Raw genomic sequence first — 13,694 nt, 5'->3', positions numbered from 1 at the left:
GAGGCCGACGGACGCGACCCGGACGCGACCCGCCCGTGACCCGGATGCCGTCAGGACGTGACACGGGGGTGCGGGTGCCCGACCGTCGCACACACGCGCGCGTGGCTACGATGGGCCAGCCGGTGGCCAGCAGGGGCCGCGCGGCCACACCGAACCCTCGGGAAGGCCATGCTGAACAAGTACGCGCGTGCATTCTTCACGCGTGTCCTCACACCGTTCGCCGCGTTTCTCATCCGCAGGGGCGTCAGTCCCGACACGGTCACGCTCCTCGGCACCGCCGGTGTGATCGCGGGCGCGCTGGTCTTCTACCCCCGGGGCGAGTTCTTCTGGGGCACGATCGTCATCACTCTGTTCGTGTTCTCCGACCTCGTCGACGGCAACATGGCCCGCCAGCTCGGCCGCTCCAGCCGCTGGGGCGCCTTCCTGGACTCCACCCTCGACCGGGTCGCCGACGGCGCGATCTTCGGCGGCTTCGCCCTCTGGTACGCGGGCAACGGCGACGACAACGTCCTGTGCGCCGTCTCGATCTTCTGCCTGACCAGCGGCCAGGTGGTCTCGTACACCAAGGCGCGCGGTGAGTCGATCGGACTGCCGGTCGCCGTCAACGGGCTCGTCGAGCGGGCCGAGCGGCTGGTGATCTCGCTGGTCGCGGCCGGACTCGCGGGACTGCACACGTTCGGCGTGCCGGGCATCCAGGTGCTGCTGCCCATCGCCCTGTGGATCGTCGCCGTCGGCAGCCTGGTCACCCTGATCCAGCGCGTCGTCACCGTCCGGCGCGAGTCGGCCGAGGCGGAGGCGGCCGCGGCCCAGCAGGAGGCCCAGGGGAGCGAGGCCGCGAAGTGAGCGCCCAGGAGCGGCTGGCCGACGCGCTGTACGGCGTCGGCTGGAGCACCGTCAAGAAACTCCCCGAGCCCGTCGCCGTCCGTCTCGGCAACACCGTCGCCGACCTCGCCTGGAAGCGGCGCGGCAAGGGCGTACGGCGGCTGGAGAGCAACTACGCGCGCGTGGTGCCGGACGCGAGCCCGCAGCGGCTGGCCGAGCTCTCGCGCGCGGGCATGCGCTCCTACCTGCGCTACTGGATGGAGTCCTTCCGGCTGCCCGCCTGGAGCGCCGAGCGCGTCCGCCACGGCTTCGACTGCAAGGGCGCGCACCACCTGATCGACGGCATCGCCTCCGACCGGGGCGTCGTCCTCGCGCTGCCGCACATGGCCAACTGGGACCTGGCGGGCGCCTGGGTCACCACCAAGCTCCAGACGCCGTTCACGACGGTCGCCGAACGCCTCAAGCCGGAGTCCCTCTACGACCGTTTCGTCGCCTACCGCGAGGGCCTCGGCATGGAGGTCCTGCCGCACAGCGGCGGCACCGCCTTCGCCACGCTGGCCCGCAGGCTGCGCGACGGCGGACTGGTCTGCCTGGTCGCCGAGCGCGACCTGTCCGCCTCGGGCGTCGAGGTGGACTTCTTCGGCGACACGACCCGGATGCCCGCCGGACCGGCCCTGCTCGCCCAGCAGACCGGCGCGCTGCTGCTCCCCGTCACGCTCTGGTACGACGACTCGCCCATCATGCAGGGCCGTATCCATCCCCCGATCGAGGTACCCGAGGCAGGTACGCGGGCCGAGAAGACGTCCTTCATGACACAGGCGCTGGCAGACGTCTTCGCCGCCGGCATCGCCGACCACCCGGAGGACTGGCACATGCTCCAGCGTTTGTGGCTCGCGGACCTGGAACCCCGCCCGTCGGACGGGGCGCGCGCGTGAGGATCGGCATCGTCTGCCCGTACTCCTGGGACGTCCCGGGCGGCGTCCAGTTCCACATCCGCGACCTCGCCGAGTACTTCATCCGGCTCGGCCACGAGGTGTCCGTCCTCGCCCCCGCCGACGACGACACGCCACTGCCGCCGTACGTCGTCTCGGCCGGCCGCGCGGTCCCGGTGCCGTACAACGGCTCGGTGGCCCGGCTGAACTTCGGCTTCCTGTCCGCCGCGCGGGTGCGGCGCTGGCTGCACGACGGAGCGTTCGACGTCGTCCACATCCATGAGCCGACCTCGCCGTCGCTGGGCCTGCTGACCTGCTGGGCGGCCCAGGGCCCGATCGTGGCCACGTTCCACACGTCCAACCCGCGCTCGCGGGCGATGATCGCCGCGTACTCGATCCTGCAGGCCGCCCTGGAGAAGATCAGCGCCCGGATCGCGGTGAGCGAGTACGCCCGCCGCACGCTGGTGGAGCACCTCGGCGGGGACGCGGTCGTGATCCCCAACGGCGTCGACGTCGACTTCTTCGCGCGGGCCGAGCCCAAGCCGGAGTGGCAGGGCGACACGATCGGCTTCGTCGGCCGCATCGACGAGCCCCGCAAGGGCCTGCCGGTGCTGATGCGGGCCCTGCCGAAGATCTTCGCCGAGCGCCCGAAGGCCCGGCTGCTGGTCGCCGGGCGGGGCGACGAGAAGGAGGCCGTGGAGAACCTGCCGAAGGAACTGCGCGCGCGCGTGGAGTTCCTCGGCATGATCAGCGACGAGGACAAGGCGCGCTTCCTGCGCAGCGTCGACCTGTACGTCGCTCCCAACACCGGCGGCGAGAGCTTCGGCATCATCCTCGTCGAGGCCATGTCGGCCGGCGCGCCCGTGCTCGCCTCCGACCTGGACGCCTTCGCCCAGGTCCTCGACCAGGGAGCGGCGGGCGAGCTGTTCGCCAACGAGGACGCGGACGCCCTCGCCGAGGCCGCCGTACGGCTCCTGGGCGACCCGGTGACCCGCGCCGAGCTGCGGAAACGGGGCAGCGCACACGTACGGCGCTTCGACTGGTCCACCGTCGGCGCGGACATCCTGTCGGTCTACGAGACGGTGACCGACGGTGCGGCGGCGGTGGCGGCCGCCGACGACGACCGGGGATCGACGGGCCTGCGGGCGCGGTTGGGTCTGGCACGGGACTGAGCGAGGGGACTCCGCGACGGGACGGGGCTGCGCGAGGGGGCCGAGTCACGGGGCGGGGCCGAGTGCCGGGCGGGGCGGCCCGGGCCGTGTCCGACAGCGGTCCGCCCCGAACCGACGCACGGTCGACGCGCTCACCGTCGTAGGCGAGGAAGCCGTGCCCGGCGCGCGGCCGGTCGACGCCGGGCAGGGGCCGGTCCCCGCGGCCAGGTCTTCCCAGCCCACTCCTCCGGCGTGCGATCGGCCCACCGCCGCCGACGTTCCGCGCCGCCCCGGTAGCCTTGCGGCCCGTGACCGCAACCCTGATCTGGACCCTCGTCGTCCTCGTCGCCGTCGGCCTCTATCTGAGCTGGACGGCGGGACGGCTGGACCGGCTGCACGCCCGCATCGACGCGGCCCGCGCCGCGCTGGACGCACAGCTGCTGCGGCGGGCGTCGGTGGCCCAGGAGCTGGCCACCTCCGGGGTCCTCGACCCGGCCGCCTCCATCGTGCTGTACGAGGCCGCGCACGCGGCCCGGCAGGCCGAGGAGGAGCAGCGGGAGGTCGCCGAGAGCGACCTCAGCCAGGCGCTGCGGGCCGTCTTCGCGGACGCGCGCCAGCTGGAGGTCGTCCGCGAGGTCCCCGGCGGGGAGTCCGCGGCCCTCGAACTGGGGGAGGCCGTCCGACGCGTCCCCATGGCCCGGCGCTTCCACAACGACGCCGTGGGCGCGGCCCGCCGCCTGCGCGAACACCGCAAGGTGCGCTGGTTCCGCCTGGCCGGACACGCCCCGTTCCCGATGGCCTTCGAGATGGACGACGAACCGCCGACGCCCCTGACGGACCGGGCGACCTGAAGCGATGACCGGCGACCGGCGCCGCGTCTTCCTCGACCCGGACGGTTCGGGTGCGGACCAGGGCTGGGTGTTCGTGATCGTGGCCGCGCCGACCGGCGTGGTCTACGAGGTGCAGGGCGGCGGCTTCGGCTGCGTACCGTACGCCCAGGAGGGGTACCTGCTGCCCGTGTTCGGGCGGGACCTCGACGAGGACCTGAAGGGGATCTTCGTCGGGGAGCTGAAGGGCTGGGGTTCCCGAGGGCTGGACTGGCCGCCGGAACTGCTCGAACGGCTGAGAGACGCCGTCGCGTTCCCTCTGTACGGCTCCGCGAACCGCGACGACCTGTTCCCTTCCCCGTTGGCCCTGGACGAGTCCCGCCTCTCCGAGGCCGACGAGGCGTGGGTGCCCGTTCTGACGCCCGACGGTCCCGGAGTGGTCGTCTGGGAGAATTCCGACTAGCTCCGGACTAGCTCCGGCTAGCTCCGGCCAGCCGAAAAGGATCCACCGGCTTTCCATTGGCCCTTGCTGTGGACTGGTCCACTCGCGTTTCCTCAGTGCTGCAGAAATCCTCTTTTCCGACGAGTGAGGTCACCCCGTGTCCAGCACGATCTCCGAAAACCAGACCCCCGAGACCGGCACCGCGCGCGTGAAGCGCGGGATGGCCGAGCAGCTCAAGGGCGGCGTGATCATGGACGTCGTCACGCCGGAGCAGGCGAAGATCGCCGAGGACGCGGGGGCCGTCGCCGTCATGGCCCTGGAGCGGGTCCCGGCCGACATCCGCAAGGACGGCGGCGTGGCCCGGATGTCCGACCCGGACATGATCGAGGGCATCATCGAGGCCGTCTCGATCCCCGTCATGGCCAAGTCCCGCATCGGCCACTTCGTCGAGGCCCAGGTCCTGCAGTCCCTCGGCGTCGACTACATCGACGAGTCCGAGGTCCTCACCCCGGCCGACGAGGTCAACCACTCCGACAAGTGGGCCTTCACGACCCCCTTCGTCTGCGGCGCCACCAACCTGGGCGAGGCTCTGCGCCGTATCGCCGAGGGCGCGGCCATGATCCGCTCCAAGGGCGAGGCCGGCACCGGCAACGTCGTCGAGGCCGTCCGCCACCTGCGCCAGATCAAGAACGAGATCGCCCGTCTGCGCGGCTACGACAACAACGAGCTGTACGCCGCCGCCAAGGAGCTGCGCGCCCCGTACGAGATCGTCAAGGAGGTCGCCGAGCTCGGCAAGCTCCCGGTCGTCCTGTTCTCCGCCGGTGGCGTCGCCACCCCCGCCGACGCCGCCCTGATGCGCCAGCTCGGCGCCGAGGGCGTCTTCGTCGGCTCGGGCATCTTCAAGTCCGGCGACCCGGCCAAGCGCGCCGCCGCCATCGTGAAGGCGACCACCTTCTACGACGACCCGAAGATCATCGCGGACGCGTCCCGCAACCTCGGCGAGGCCATGGTCGGCATCAACTGCGACACGCTCCCCGAGTCCGAGCGCTACGCCAACCGCGGCTGGTAGTCACCTGTGAACACCCCTGTCATAGGCGTCCTGGCCCTCCAGGGCGACGTACGGGAGCACCTCATCGCCCTGGCCGCGGCCGACGCCGTGGCCAGGCCGGTGCGGCGCCCCGAGGAACTCGCCGAGATCGACGGCCTCGTCATCCCCGGCGGCGAGTCCACCACGATCTCCAAGCTGGCCGTCCTCTTCGGCGTGATGGAGCCCCTGCGCGCGCGCGTGCACGCCGGACTGCCGGTCTACGGCACCTGCGCGGGCCTGATCATGCTCGCCGACAAGATCCTCGACCCGCGCTCGGGCCAGGAGACGATCGGCGGCATCGACATGATCGTGCGCCGCAACGCCTTCGGCCGGCAGAACGAGTCCTTCGAAGCCGCACTCGACGTGCGGGGCATCGCGGGCGATCCTGTGGAGGGCGTCTTCATCCGCGCCCCCTGGGTCGAGTCCGTGGGCGCCGGGACCGAGGTGCTCGCCGAGCACGACGGCCACATCGTCGCGGTCCGCCAGGGCAACGCGCTCGCCACGTCGTTCCACCCGGAGCTGACCGGCGACCACCGCGTGCACTCGCTCTTCGTCGACATGGTGCGCGCGAACCGGCCGACGGCGTCCTAGTAGGATCTGGGGGTCCCCCCAGGCTCCTAAAATCTGGGGGAGTTCGTACAGGGTTGGGTTACGCGAAGGAGACAGGCAGATGTCCGGCCACTCTAAATGGGCTACGACGAAGCACAAGAAGGCCGTGATCGACGCCAAGCGCGGCAAGCTCTTCGCGAAGATGATCAAGAACATCGAGGTCGCGGCCCGTACGGGCGGCGCCGACGTGTCCGGCAACCCGACGCTGTTCGACGCCATTCAGAAGGCCAAGAAGAGCTCGGTCCCGAACAAGAACATCGACTCGGCGGTCAAGCGCGGAGCCGGCCTCGAGGCCGGCGGCGCCGACTACGAGACGATCATGTACGAGGGCTACGGCCCGAACGGCGTCGCGGTGCTCATCGAGTGCCTCACCGACAACCGCAACCGCGCCGCCTCCGACGTCCGCGTCGCCATGACCCGCAACGGCGGCTCGATGGCCGACCCCGGCTCCGTCTCGTACCTGTTCAACCGCAAGGGCGTCGTGATCGTGCCCAAGGGCGAGCTGGCCGAGGACGACGTCCTGGGCGCGGTGCTCGACGCCGGCGCCGAGGAGGTCAACGACCTCGGCGAGTCCTTCGAGGTCATCTCCGAGGCGACCGACCTGGTCGCGGTGCGCACCGCCCTCCAGGACGCCGGGATCGACTACGACTCCGCCGACGCCAACTTCGTCCCGACCATGCAGGTCGAGCTCGACGAGGAAGGCGCGAAGAAGATCTTCAAGCTGATCGACGCACTCGAGGACAGCGACGACGTGCAGAACGTCTTCGCCAACTTCGACGTCAGCGACGAGGTCATGGAGAAGGTCGACGCCTGAGCCGACGCTCACTTTCGAACGGGCCGACGGGACACTCCCGTCGGCCCGTCGCGTTGCGGGGCGTTGCTGGCGACCGTTGTCGGTGGCACCCGATAGCCTGCACAAACAGGTGAGCGAAGGGAGGGGGCGTATGCGTGTGTTGGGGGTGGACCCCGGACTGACCCGATGCGGAGTCGGCGTCGTCGAGGGCGTCGCCGGACGGCCGCTCACGATGCTCGGCGTCGGCGTCGTCCGCACGCCCGCGGACGCCGAGCTGGGGCAGCGCCTCGTCGCCGTGGAGCAGGGCATCGAGCAGTGGCTGGACGAGCACCGGCCCGAATGCGTCGCCGTGGAGCGGGTGTTCAGCCAGCACAACGTCCGTACGGTCATGGGAACCGCCCAGGCCAGCGCCGTCGCCATGCTGTGCGCCGCCCGCCGCGGCATCCCCGTCGCCCTGCACACGCCCAGCGAGGTCAAGGCGGCCGTCACCGGCAGCGGCCGCGCCGACAAGGCCCAGGTCGGCGCGATGGTCACCCGTCTGCTGCGGCTGAGCGCACCGCCGAAGCCCGCCGACGCCGCCGACGCCCTCGCCCTCGCCATCTGCCACATCTGGCGCGCCCCCGCGCAGAACCGACTCCAGCAGGCCGTCGCCCTGCACACATCGAAAGGCCGTACGGGATGATCGCCTTCGTGAGCGGACCGGTCGCCGCCCTCGCCCCCGACTCCGCGGTGGTCGAGGTGGGCGGCGTCGGCATCGCCGTCCAGTGCACCCCGAACACCCTCGCCGGACTGCGGATGGGCCGGCAGGCCAAGCTCGCCACCTCCCTCGTCGTCCGCGAGGACTCCCTGACCCTGTACGGCTTCGTGGACGACGACGAGCGCCAGGTCTTCGAGCTGCTGCAGACCGCGAGCGGGGTCGGCCCGCGCCTGGCCCAGGCCATGCTCGCCGTGCACACGCCGGACGCGCTGCGCCGGGCCGTCGCCACCGGTGACGAGAAGGCGCTCATCGCCGTCCCGGGCATCGGCAAGAAGGGCGCCCAGAAGCTCCTGCTGGAGCTGAAGGACCGGCTCGGCGAGCCGGTCGGCGCGCCCGCGATCGGCAGGGCGGTCACCTCCGGCTGGCGCGACCAGCTGCACGCCGCCCTGATCGGCCTGGGCTACGCCACCCGCGAGGCCGACGAGGCCGTGGCCGCCGTGACCCCGCAGGCGGAGGCGGCGGAGGGCGTCCCCCAGGTGGGGCAGCTCCTCAAGGCCGCCCTGCAGACGCTGAACCGGGCCCGCTGACCCGCCGCACCTTGAGGCACACCACCTGCTGTGCCCTCCCGGGGAACGCCCCCCGGACCCCCGGCCGGCCGACCGGCCCGGCGCGCCACCGCGAGGAGAGTTGCTGTGAACTGGGACGACACGACCGAAGAGACCGCCGCCGAGCGGCTGGTGGGCGCTGTCGCCGATCGTGAGGACCAGGCCGTCGAGGCCGCCCTGCGCCCCAAGGACCTGGGCGAGTTCATCGGCCAGGAGAAGGTCCGCGAACAGCTCGACCTCGTCCTGCGCGCCGCACGCGCGCGGGGCGCCACCGCCGACCACGTGCTGCTCTCCGGCGCCCCCGGCCTCGGCAAGACCACCCTCTCGATGATCATCGCCGCCGAGATGGGCGCCCCCATCCGCATCACCAGCGGCCCCGCCATCCAGCACGCCGGCGACCTCGCCGCGATCCTCTCCTCCCTCCAGGAGGGCGAGGTCCTCTTCCTCGACGAGATCCACCGCATGTCGAGGCCCGCCGAGGAGATGCTCTACATGGCGATGGAGGACTTCCGCGTCGACGTCATCGTCGGCAAGGGCCCCGGCGCCACCGCCATCCCCCTCGAACTGCCCCCCTTCACCCTGGTCGGAGCCACCACGCGCGCGGGTCTGCTGCCGCCCCCGCTGCGCGACCGCTTCGGCTTCACCGGGCACATGGAGTTCTACGAGCCGGCGGAGCTGGAGCGCGTCATCCACCGCTCCGCGCACCTCCTCGACGTGGAGATCGACGTCGACGGCGCCGCCGAGATCGCCGGCCGCTCCCGCGGCACGCCCCGCATCGCCAACCGGCTGCTGCGCCGCGTGCGCGACTACGCGCAGGTCAAGGCCGACGGCGACATCAACCGCGACATCGCCTCGGCGGCCCTCGCGGTCTACGAGGTCGACGCCCGCGGCCTCGACCGGCTGGACCGCGCGGTCCTGCAGGCCCTGCTGAAGCTGTTCGGCGGCGGCCCGGTCGGTCTGTCGACGCTCGCCGTCGCGGTGGGGGAGGAGCGTGAGACCGTGGAAGAGGTCGCCGAACCCTTCCTGGTCCGTGAAGGCCTCCTCGCCCGCACCCCGCGCGGACGCGTGGCCACCCCGGCCGCCTGGACGCATCTCGGCCTCACCCCGCCCCGCCCCGCCGGCACGGGAAACGGACAACAAGGCCTGTTCGGGGCGTGAGGACCGGGCCGGCGCGGGGCCGACGCCGACCCGGTGCGAGCCCGACGCGCAGCGGGCCCGTACCGACCGGAAGCGGATACGAGACCGGCGCGGTGTCGATCCGGCATCGATGCGGGAGCAACGGCGAAGGCATTGGCCGGGTCAGGAACCCAGGTGCCATGCTGAGCGTTGTTCCATGCGCGCGGACTCGCTTAGACTCCGCCGATGCCGCAGTTGTCGGCAGCACACAACCCCCATCCATCAGGCCGCTCAACCATCGCGGTCGCTTGAAGGAAGTTCCGACCCGTGAGTCCTGTGACCCTCCTCCCGTTCATCGTGCTCATCGGGGCCATGTTCCTGATGACCCGGTCGGCCAAGAAGAAGCAGCAGCAGGCCGCCGCCATGCGGAACGACATGCAGCCCGGCAGCGGTGTCCGCACCATCGGGGGCATGTACGCGACGGTCAAGGAGGTCAACGAGGACACGGTCCTCCTCGACGCCGGTCCGGGTGTGGATCTGCTCTTCGCGAAGAACTCGATCGGCGCCGTGCTGACCGACGACGAGTACAACCGCATCGTCCACGGCATCGAGCACGACCTGAAGTCCGACTCCGACGTCGTCCCGGACGACGCCTCCTCCCTCACCGAGTCCGCTGTCTCCGACGAGACCGCCGAGACCGACGAACCCGTCGACGAAGCTGCCGCCGCCTCCGACGACAAGTCCGTCGACCTCGGCAAGAAGGACGGGCCCGAAGAGGCCCGGGAGCAGGCCGCCGAGCCCGAGGCCACGCAGGCCAAGGCCGACGAGGAGCCGGAGAAGACCGACGGCGACTCCGACGCGAAGAAGTAGTCACGTCCCCGGGGCGCACGGGTCACACCCGTCTGCCCCGGGGCGTACGCATTTCGCCAGGGGATCCCGACACCATGTCATGGCCGCCGCCGCGCTGACCCGGCGCGCAGCGGCCCGAGAGGGAGTACGAGAAGGTGGCAGCACCTAAGAAGGGCCGGAGCGCGAGCGCCCAGAGCAAGCCAGGGCGCTCGCTGGCCCTGATCCTGATCGCCATCGTGGGGCTCACCGGAGGCATGTTCGCCTCCGGACACACCACTCCGCGTCTCGGCATCGACCTTGCCGGCGGTACGAGCATCACGCTCGAGGCGAAGGCCGACCAGGGATCCGCGATCAACAAGGCCAACATGGACACCGCGGTCGAGATCATGAACCGCCGTGTCAACGGGCTGGGCGTCTCCGAGGCGGAGGTGCAGACCCAGGGCGACCGCAACATCATCGTGAACATCCCCAAGGGCACCAACTCCGCGGAAGCCCGGGCCCAGGTCGGCACCACCGCGAAGCTGTACTTCCGTCCGGTCTACGCCTCCGAGCCCACCGGCTCCGCCGCCGCCACGGCGAGCCCCTCCGCCAGCGGCTCCTCCAGCGCCTCGCCGAGCTCCTCCACGAGCCCGTCCGCGAGCGCCTCCGGCTCGACCGGCGAGAAGGCCAGCTCCTCGTCGTCCCCGTCGGCCAGCGCCACCTCGCAGGGCCGTGCCGTCACCGACGCGCTGAAGGCCGACACCACCCCGTCGGCCTCCGCCAGCGCCGGCGCGAGCGACTCCGCCAGCCCCTCGGCCTCCGCGAGCGCCACGACCGACGCCGCGACCGCCGCGCTCCAGGCCAAGTACGCGGCCCTGGACTGCTCCGACGAGTCGGCCCGGGCCAAGGCCGGCGAGGGCGTCAAGCCCAGCGACCCGACCGTCGCCTGCGGTGAGATCGACAAGGTCTGGTACAAGTACGTGCTCGGCCCGGCCGCCGTCGACGGCACCGAGGTCAAGAAGGCCCAGGCCGTCTACGACACGCAGACCGCCGCCGGCTGGCAGGTCACCATGACCTTCACCGGCTCGGGCAGCAAGAAGTTCGCCGCCATCACGGCCGAGCTCGCCAAGAACACCCAGCCGCAGAACGAGTTCGGCATCGTGCTCGACGGCGAGGTCGTCTCCAGCCCGTTCGTGCAGAACTCCATCACCGGCGGCCAGGCCCAGATCTCCGGCAGCTTCACGCAGGACGAGGCCCAGAACCTCTCCAACATGCTGTCGTACGGCGCGCTCCCGCTCTCCTTCAAGGAGCAGAGCGTGACCACGGTGACCGCCGCGCTCGGCGGCGACCAGCTGCACGCCGGTCTGCTGGCTGGCGCCATCGGTCTCGCCCTGGTCGTGATCTACCTGGTGGCCTACTACCGCGGCCTGGCGATGATCGCGCTCGCCTCGCTGCTGGTCTCCGCTGCCCTCACCTACGTGCTCATGGCACTGCTCGGCCCGGCCATCGGCTTCGCGCTGAACCTGCCGGCCGTCTGCGGCGCCATCGTCGCCATCGGCATCACCGCGGACTCGTTCATCGTGTACTTCGAACGCGTCCGGGACGAGATCCGCGAGGGCCGCACCCTGCGCCCCGCCGTCGAGAGGGCCTGGCCGCGCGCCCGGCGCACCATCCTGGTCTCCGACTTCGTGTCGTTCCTCGCGGCCGCCGTGCTGTTCATCGTCACCGTCGGCAAGGTCCAGGGCTTCGCGTTCACGCTGGGTCTGACCACCGTCCTCGACGTCGTCGTGGTCTTCTTCTTCACCAAGCCGCTGATGTCGCTCATCGCCCGCCGGAAGTTCTTCGCCAGCGGCCACAAGTGGTCCGGCCTCGACCCGAAGAGCCTGGGCGCCAAGCCGCCGATCCGCCGTACCCGCCGTCCCTCCGGTCCTGCCGCCGGCCCCGTCGAGACGAAGGAGGCGTGAGCGATGTCCAAACTCGGCAACCTCGGCGCCCGACTCCACCGTGGCGAGATCAGCTACGACTTCATCGGACACCGCAAGCTCTGGTACGGCATCTCGATCCTGATCACCATCACGGCCATCGTCGGCCTGGCGGTGCGCGGCCTGAACATGGGCATCGACTTCCAGGGCGGCGCGGTCTTCACCACGGAGAAGACCAGCGTCTCCGTCTCTCAGGCCGAGGACTACGCGAAGTCGGCGTCCGGCCATGACGCGGTCGTGCAGAAGCTCGGCAACGGCACGCTGCGCATCCAGATCGCCGGCATGGACACCGAGCAGTCCGACGAGATCAAGACCGAGCTCGCCAAGGACTTCAAGGTCGACCCGGAGTCCATCGCCGCCGACCTGGTCGGCCCGAGCTGGGGCGACCAGATCGCCAACAAGGCCTGGCAGGGCCTGGCGATCTTCATGGTCCTGGTCGTGATCTACCTGGCGATCGCCTTCGAGCTGCGCATGGCCGTCGCCGCGCTCGTCGCCCTGATCCACGACATCACCATCACCGTCGGCATCTACGCCCTCGTCGGCTTCGAGGTCACGCCCGGCACGGTGATCGGTCTGCTGACGATCCTCGGTTACTCGCTGTACGACACGGTCGTCGTCTTCGACTCCCTCAAGGAGCAGACGAAGGACCTCACGAAGCAGACCCGCTTCACCTACAGCGAGGTCGCCAACCGCTCGATCAACGGCACCCTGGTCCGCTCCATCAACACCACGGTGGTCGCGCTGCTGCCGGTGGCGGGCCTGCTGTTCATCGGCGGCGGCTTCCTCGGCGCGGGCACGCTCAACGACATCTCGCTGTCGCTGTTCGTCGGCCTCGCGGCCGGCGCCTACTCCTCGATCTTCATCGCCACGCCGCTCGTCGCCGACCTCAAGGAGCGCGAGCCGCAGTACAAGGCCCTGAAGAAGCGCGTCCTGGCCAAGCGCGCCCAGGCCACCGCCGACGAGGACCTCACGGAGACCCGTAGCGACGACGCCTACGGCGACGACGAGCCGGAGGACGCGGCCCACGCCGTCGTCGGCCCGCGCAGCCAGCCCGCGTCCCGTGGCCGGGGCCGCGGCCGCCCGTCGGGGAAGCGCCGATGACCGAGCTGACCGACCTCACGACGCTGCTGCTCAGCCGCATCCGTGACGTGGCCGACTACCCGGAGCCGGGCGTGATGTTCAAGGACATCACCCCGCTCCTGGCGGACTCGACGGCGTTCACCGCGCTCACCGACGCCTTCGCCGGCATCGCCGAGCGCACCGGCGCCACCAAGATCGTCGGCCTGGAGGCCCGGGGCTTCATCCTGGGCGCCCCGGTCGCCGTCCGCGCGGGCCTCGGCTTCATTCCCGTACGCAAGGCGGGCAAGCTCCCCGGAGCGACCCTCAGCCAGGCCTACGACCTGGAGTACGGCTCGGCGGAGATCGAGGTGCACGCCGAGGACCTCACCGCCGAGGACCGCGTCCTGATCGTCGACGACGTGCTGGCCACCGGCGGCACCGCCGAGGCCGCGATCCAGCTCATCCACCGGGCGGGCGCCGAGGTCGCGGGCGCCGCCGTCCTGATGGAGCTGAGCTTCCTCGACGGCCGCCCCCGCCTGGAGGCGGCCCTGCGCGGAGCTCCGCTGGAGTCACTGCTGACCGTCTGAAAACCGTCGTACGCCAAGCGGGCGGGCCCGGAGGAATCCGGCGCCCGCCCCTTGCGTTTCTCCGGTGGACGGGCCTCACATCGGCCTGAAGGCGATCCTGGAGCCCGGGATCGCTACGATGGGTGCTCCGGAGCCTGACCGGGGACCCGGATCGCGC

Annotated in this window: 14 protein-coding genes and 1 pseudogene; all 15 read left to right on the top strand. The window is 71.2% G+C overall.

The features are described from left to right. Window positions 1-110: 110 nt before the first annotated feature. The 15 genes and pseudogenes from pgsA (at window position 111) to OG562_RS06560 (ending at window position 13,537) form a co-directional block, all read left to right on the top strand. A pseudogene (gene pgsA, locus OG562_RS06630) lies at window positions 111-843 on the top strand (phosphatidylinositol phosphate synthase). Next, window positions 840-1,757 carry a phosphatidylinositol mannoside acyltransferase gene (locus OG562_RS06625; RefSeq protein WP_266394745.1) on the top strand — a complete coding sequence of 306 codons (918 nt, stop codon included), beginning with the start codon at window positions 840-842 and terminating at the stop codon, window positions 1,755-1,757. Before pgsA ends, OG562_RS06625 begins: the two are co-directional and overlap by 4 nt. After that, complete coding sequence (locus OG562_RS06620) at window positions 1,754-2,926, top strand: glycosyltransferase family 4 protein (protein WP_266394743.1); 1,173 nt, start codon at window positions 1,754-1,756, stop codon at window positions 2,924-2,926. Before OG562_RS06625 ends, OG562_RS06620 begins: the two co-directional genes overlap by 4 nt. A 287-nt stretch (window positions 2,927-3,213) precedes the next feature. Beyond that, window positions 3,214-3,756 carry a hypothetical protein gene (locus OG562_RS06615; RefSeq protein ID WP_266394741.1) on the top strand — a complete coding sequence of 181 codons (543 nt, stop codon included), beginning with the start codon at window positions 3,214-3,216 and terminating at the stop codon, window positions 3,754-3,756. Between the two features lie 4 nt (window positions 3,757-3,760). Further along, the gene (locus tag OG562_RS06610; RefSeq protein WP_266394740.1) at window positions 3,761-4,195 is read left to right on the top strand and encodes a DUF6210 family protein; all 435 of its coding nucleotides are present in this window, start codon (window positions 3,761-3,763) and stop codon (window positions 4,193-4,195) included. Between the two features lie 136 nt (window positions 4,196-4,331). Next, window positions 4,332-5,243 (top strand): pyridoxal 5'-phosphate synthase lyase subunit PdxS, encoded by a 912-nt coding sequence (gene pdxS / locus OG562_RS06605; RefSeq protein ID WP_323187489.1) that lies wholly within the window; start codon window positions 4,332-4,334, stop codon window positions 5,241-5,243. A 6-nt stretch (window positions 5,244-5,249) separates the two neighbouring features. After that, complete coding sequence (gene pdxT, locus OG562_RS06600; protein WP_266394738.1) at window positions 5,250-5,852, top strand: pyridoxal 5'-phosphate synthase glutaminase subunit PdxT; 603 nt, start codon at window positions 5,250-5,252, stop codon at window positions 5,850-5,852. 79 nt (window positions 5,853-5,931) lie between these two features. Continuing rightward, the gene (locus OG562_RS06595; RefSeq protein WP_266394736.1) at window positions 5,932-6,684 is read left to right on the top strand and encodes a YebC/PmpR family DNA-binding transcriptional regulator; all 753 of its coding nucleotides are present in this window, start codon (window positions 5,932-5,934) and stop codon (window positions 6,682-6,684) included. A gap of 130 nt (window positions 6,685-6,814) precedes the next feature. Further along, window positions 6,815-7,345 carry a crossover junction endodeoxyribonuclease RuvC gene (gene ruvC / locus OG562_RS06590; RefSeq protein WP_266394735.1) on the top strand — a complete coding sequence of 177 codons (531 nt, stop codon included), beginning with the start codon at window positions 6,815-6,817 and terminating at the stop codon, window positions 7,343-7,345. After that, window positions 7,342-7,947 (top strand): Holliday junction branch migration protein RuvA, encoded by a 606-nt coding sequence (gene ruvA, locus OG562_RS06585; protein ID WP_266394733.1) that lies wholly within the window; start codon window positions 7,342-7,344, stop codon window positions 7,945-7,947. The genes ruvC and ruvA overlap by 4 nt, the downstream gene beginning before the upstream one ends. Before the next feature lie 105 nt (window positions 7,948-8,052). Further along, on the top strand, window positions 8,053-9,123 hold the full coding sequence (gene ruvB / locus OG562_RS06580) for a Holliday junction branch migration DNA helicase RuvB (RefSeq protein WP_266394731.1): 1,071 nt from the start codon (window positions 8,053-8,055) through the stop codon (window positions 9,121-9,123). 285 nt (window positions 9,124-9,408) lie between these two features. After that, window positions 9,409-9,951 carry a preprotein translocase subunit YajC gene (gene yajC, locus OG562_RS06575; protein ID WP_266394730.1) on the top strand — a complete coding sequence of 181 codons (543 nt, stop codon included), beginning with the start codon at window positions 9,409-9,411 and terminating at the stop codon, window positions 9,949-9,951. A gap of 134 nt (window positions 9,952-10,085) precedes the next feature. Continuing rightward, complete coding sequence (secD, locus tag OG562_RS06570; protein WP_266394727.1) at window positions 10,086-11,873, top strand: protein translocase subunit SecD; 1,788 nt, start codon at window positions 10,086-10,088, stop codon at window positions 11,871-11,873. Between the two features lie 3 nt (window positions 11,874-11,876). Beyond that, the gene (secF, locus tag OG562_RS06565) at window positions 11,877-12,992 is read left to right on the top strand and encodes a protein translocase subunit SecF (protein ID WP_266394726.1); all 1,116 of its coding nucleotides are present in this window, start codon (window positions 11,877-11,879) and stop codon (window positions 12,990-12,992) included. Next, window positions 12,989-13,537, top strand: coding sequence for an adenine phosphoribosyltransferase (locus OG562_RS06560; protein WP_266394725.1), 549 nt, complete (start codon window positions 12,989-12,991; stop codon window positions 13,535-13,537). The genes secF and OG562_RS06560 overlap by 4 nt, the downstream gene beginning before the upstream one ends. Window positions 13,538-13,694: the final 157 nt, after the last annotated feature.

The organism is Streptomyces sp. NBC_01275, from assembly GCF_026340655.1.
Taxonomy (GTDB): domain Bacteria; phylum Actinomycetota; class Actinomycetes; order Streptomycetales; family Streptomycetaceae; genus Streptomyces.
This window is presented reverse-complemented; position numbering and strand designations above follow the sequence as displayed.

What these genes read in the sequence shown, in the direction of transcription:
- ruvA (WP_266394733.1), top strand. Translation starts at nt 7,342, where the DNA reads ATGATCGCCTTCGTGAGCGGACCGGTCGCCGCCCTCGCCCCCGACTCC.
- OG562_RS06595 (WP_266394736.1), top strand. Translation starts at nt 5,932, where the DNA reads ATGTCCGGCCACTCTAAATGGGCTACGACGAAGCACAAGAAGGCCGTG.
- OG562_RS06560 (WP_266394725.1), top strand. Translation starts at nt 12,989, where the DNA reads ATGACCGAGCTGACCGACCTCACGACGCTGCTGCTCAGCCGCATCCGT.
- secF (WP_266394726.1), top strand. Translation starts at nt 11,877, where the DNA reads ATGTCCAAACTCGGCAACCTCGGCGCCCGACTCCACCGTGGCGAGATC.
- ruvC (WP_266394735.1), top strand. Translation starts at nt 6,815, where the DNA reads ATGCGTGTGTTGGGGGTGGACCCCGGACTGACCCGATGCGGAGTCGGC.
- OG562_RS06610 (WP_266394740.1), top strand. Translation starts at nt 3,761, where the DNA reads ATGACCGGCGACCGGCGCCGCGTCTTCCTCGACCCGGACGGTTCGGGT.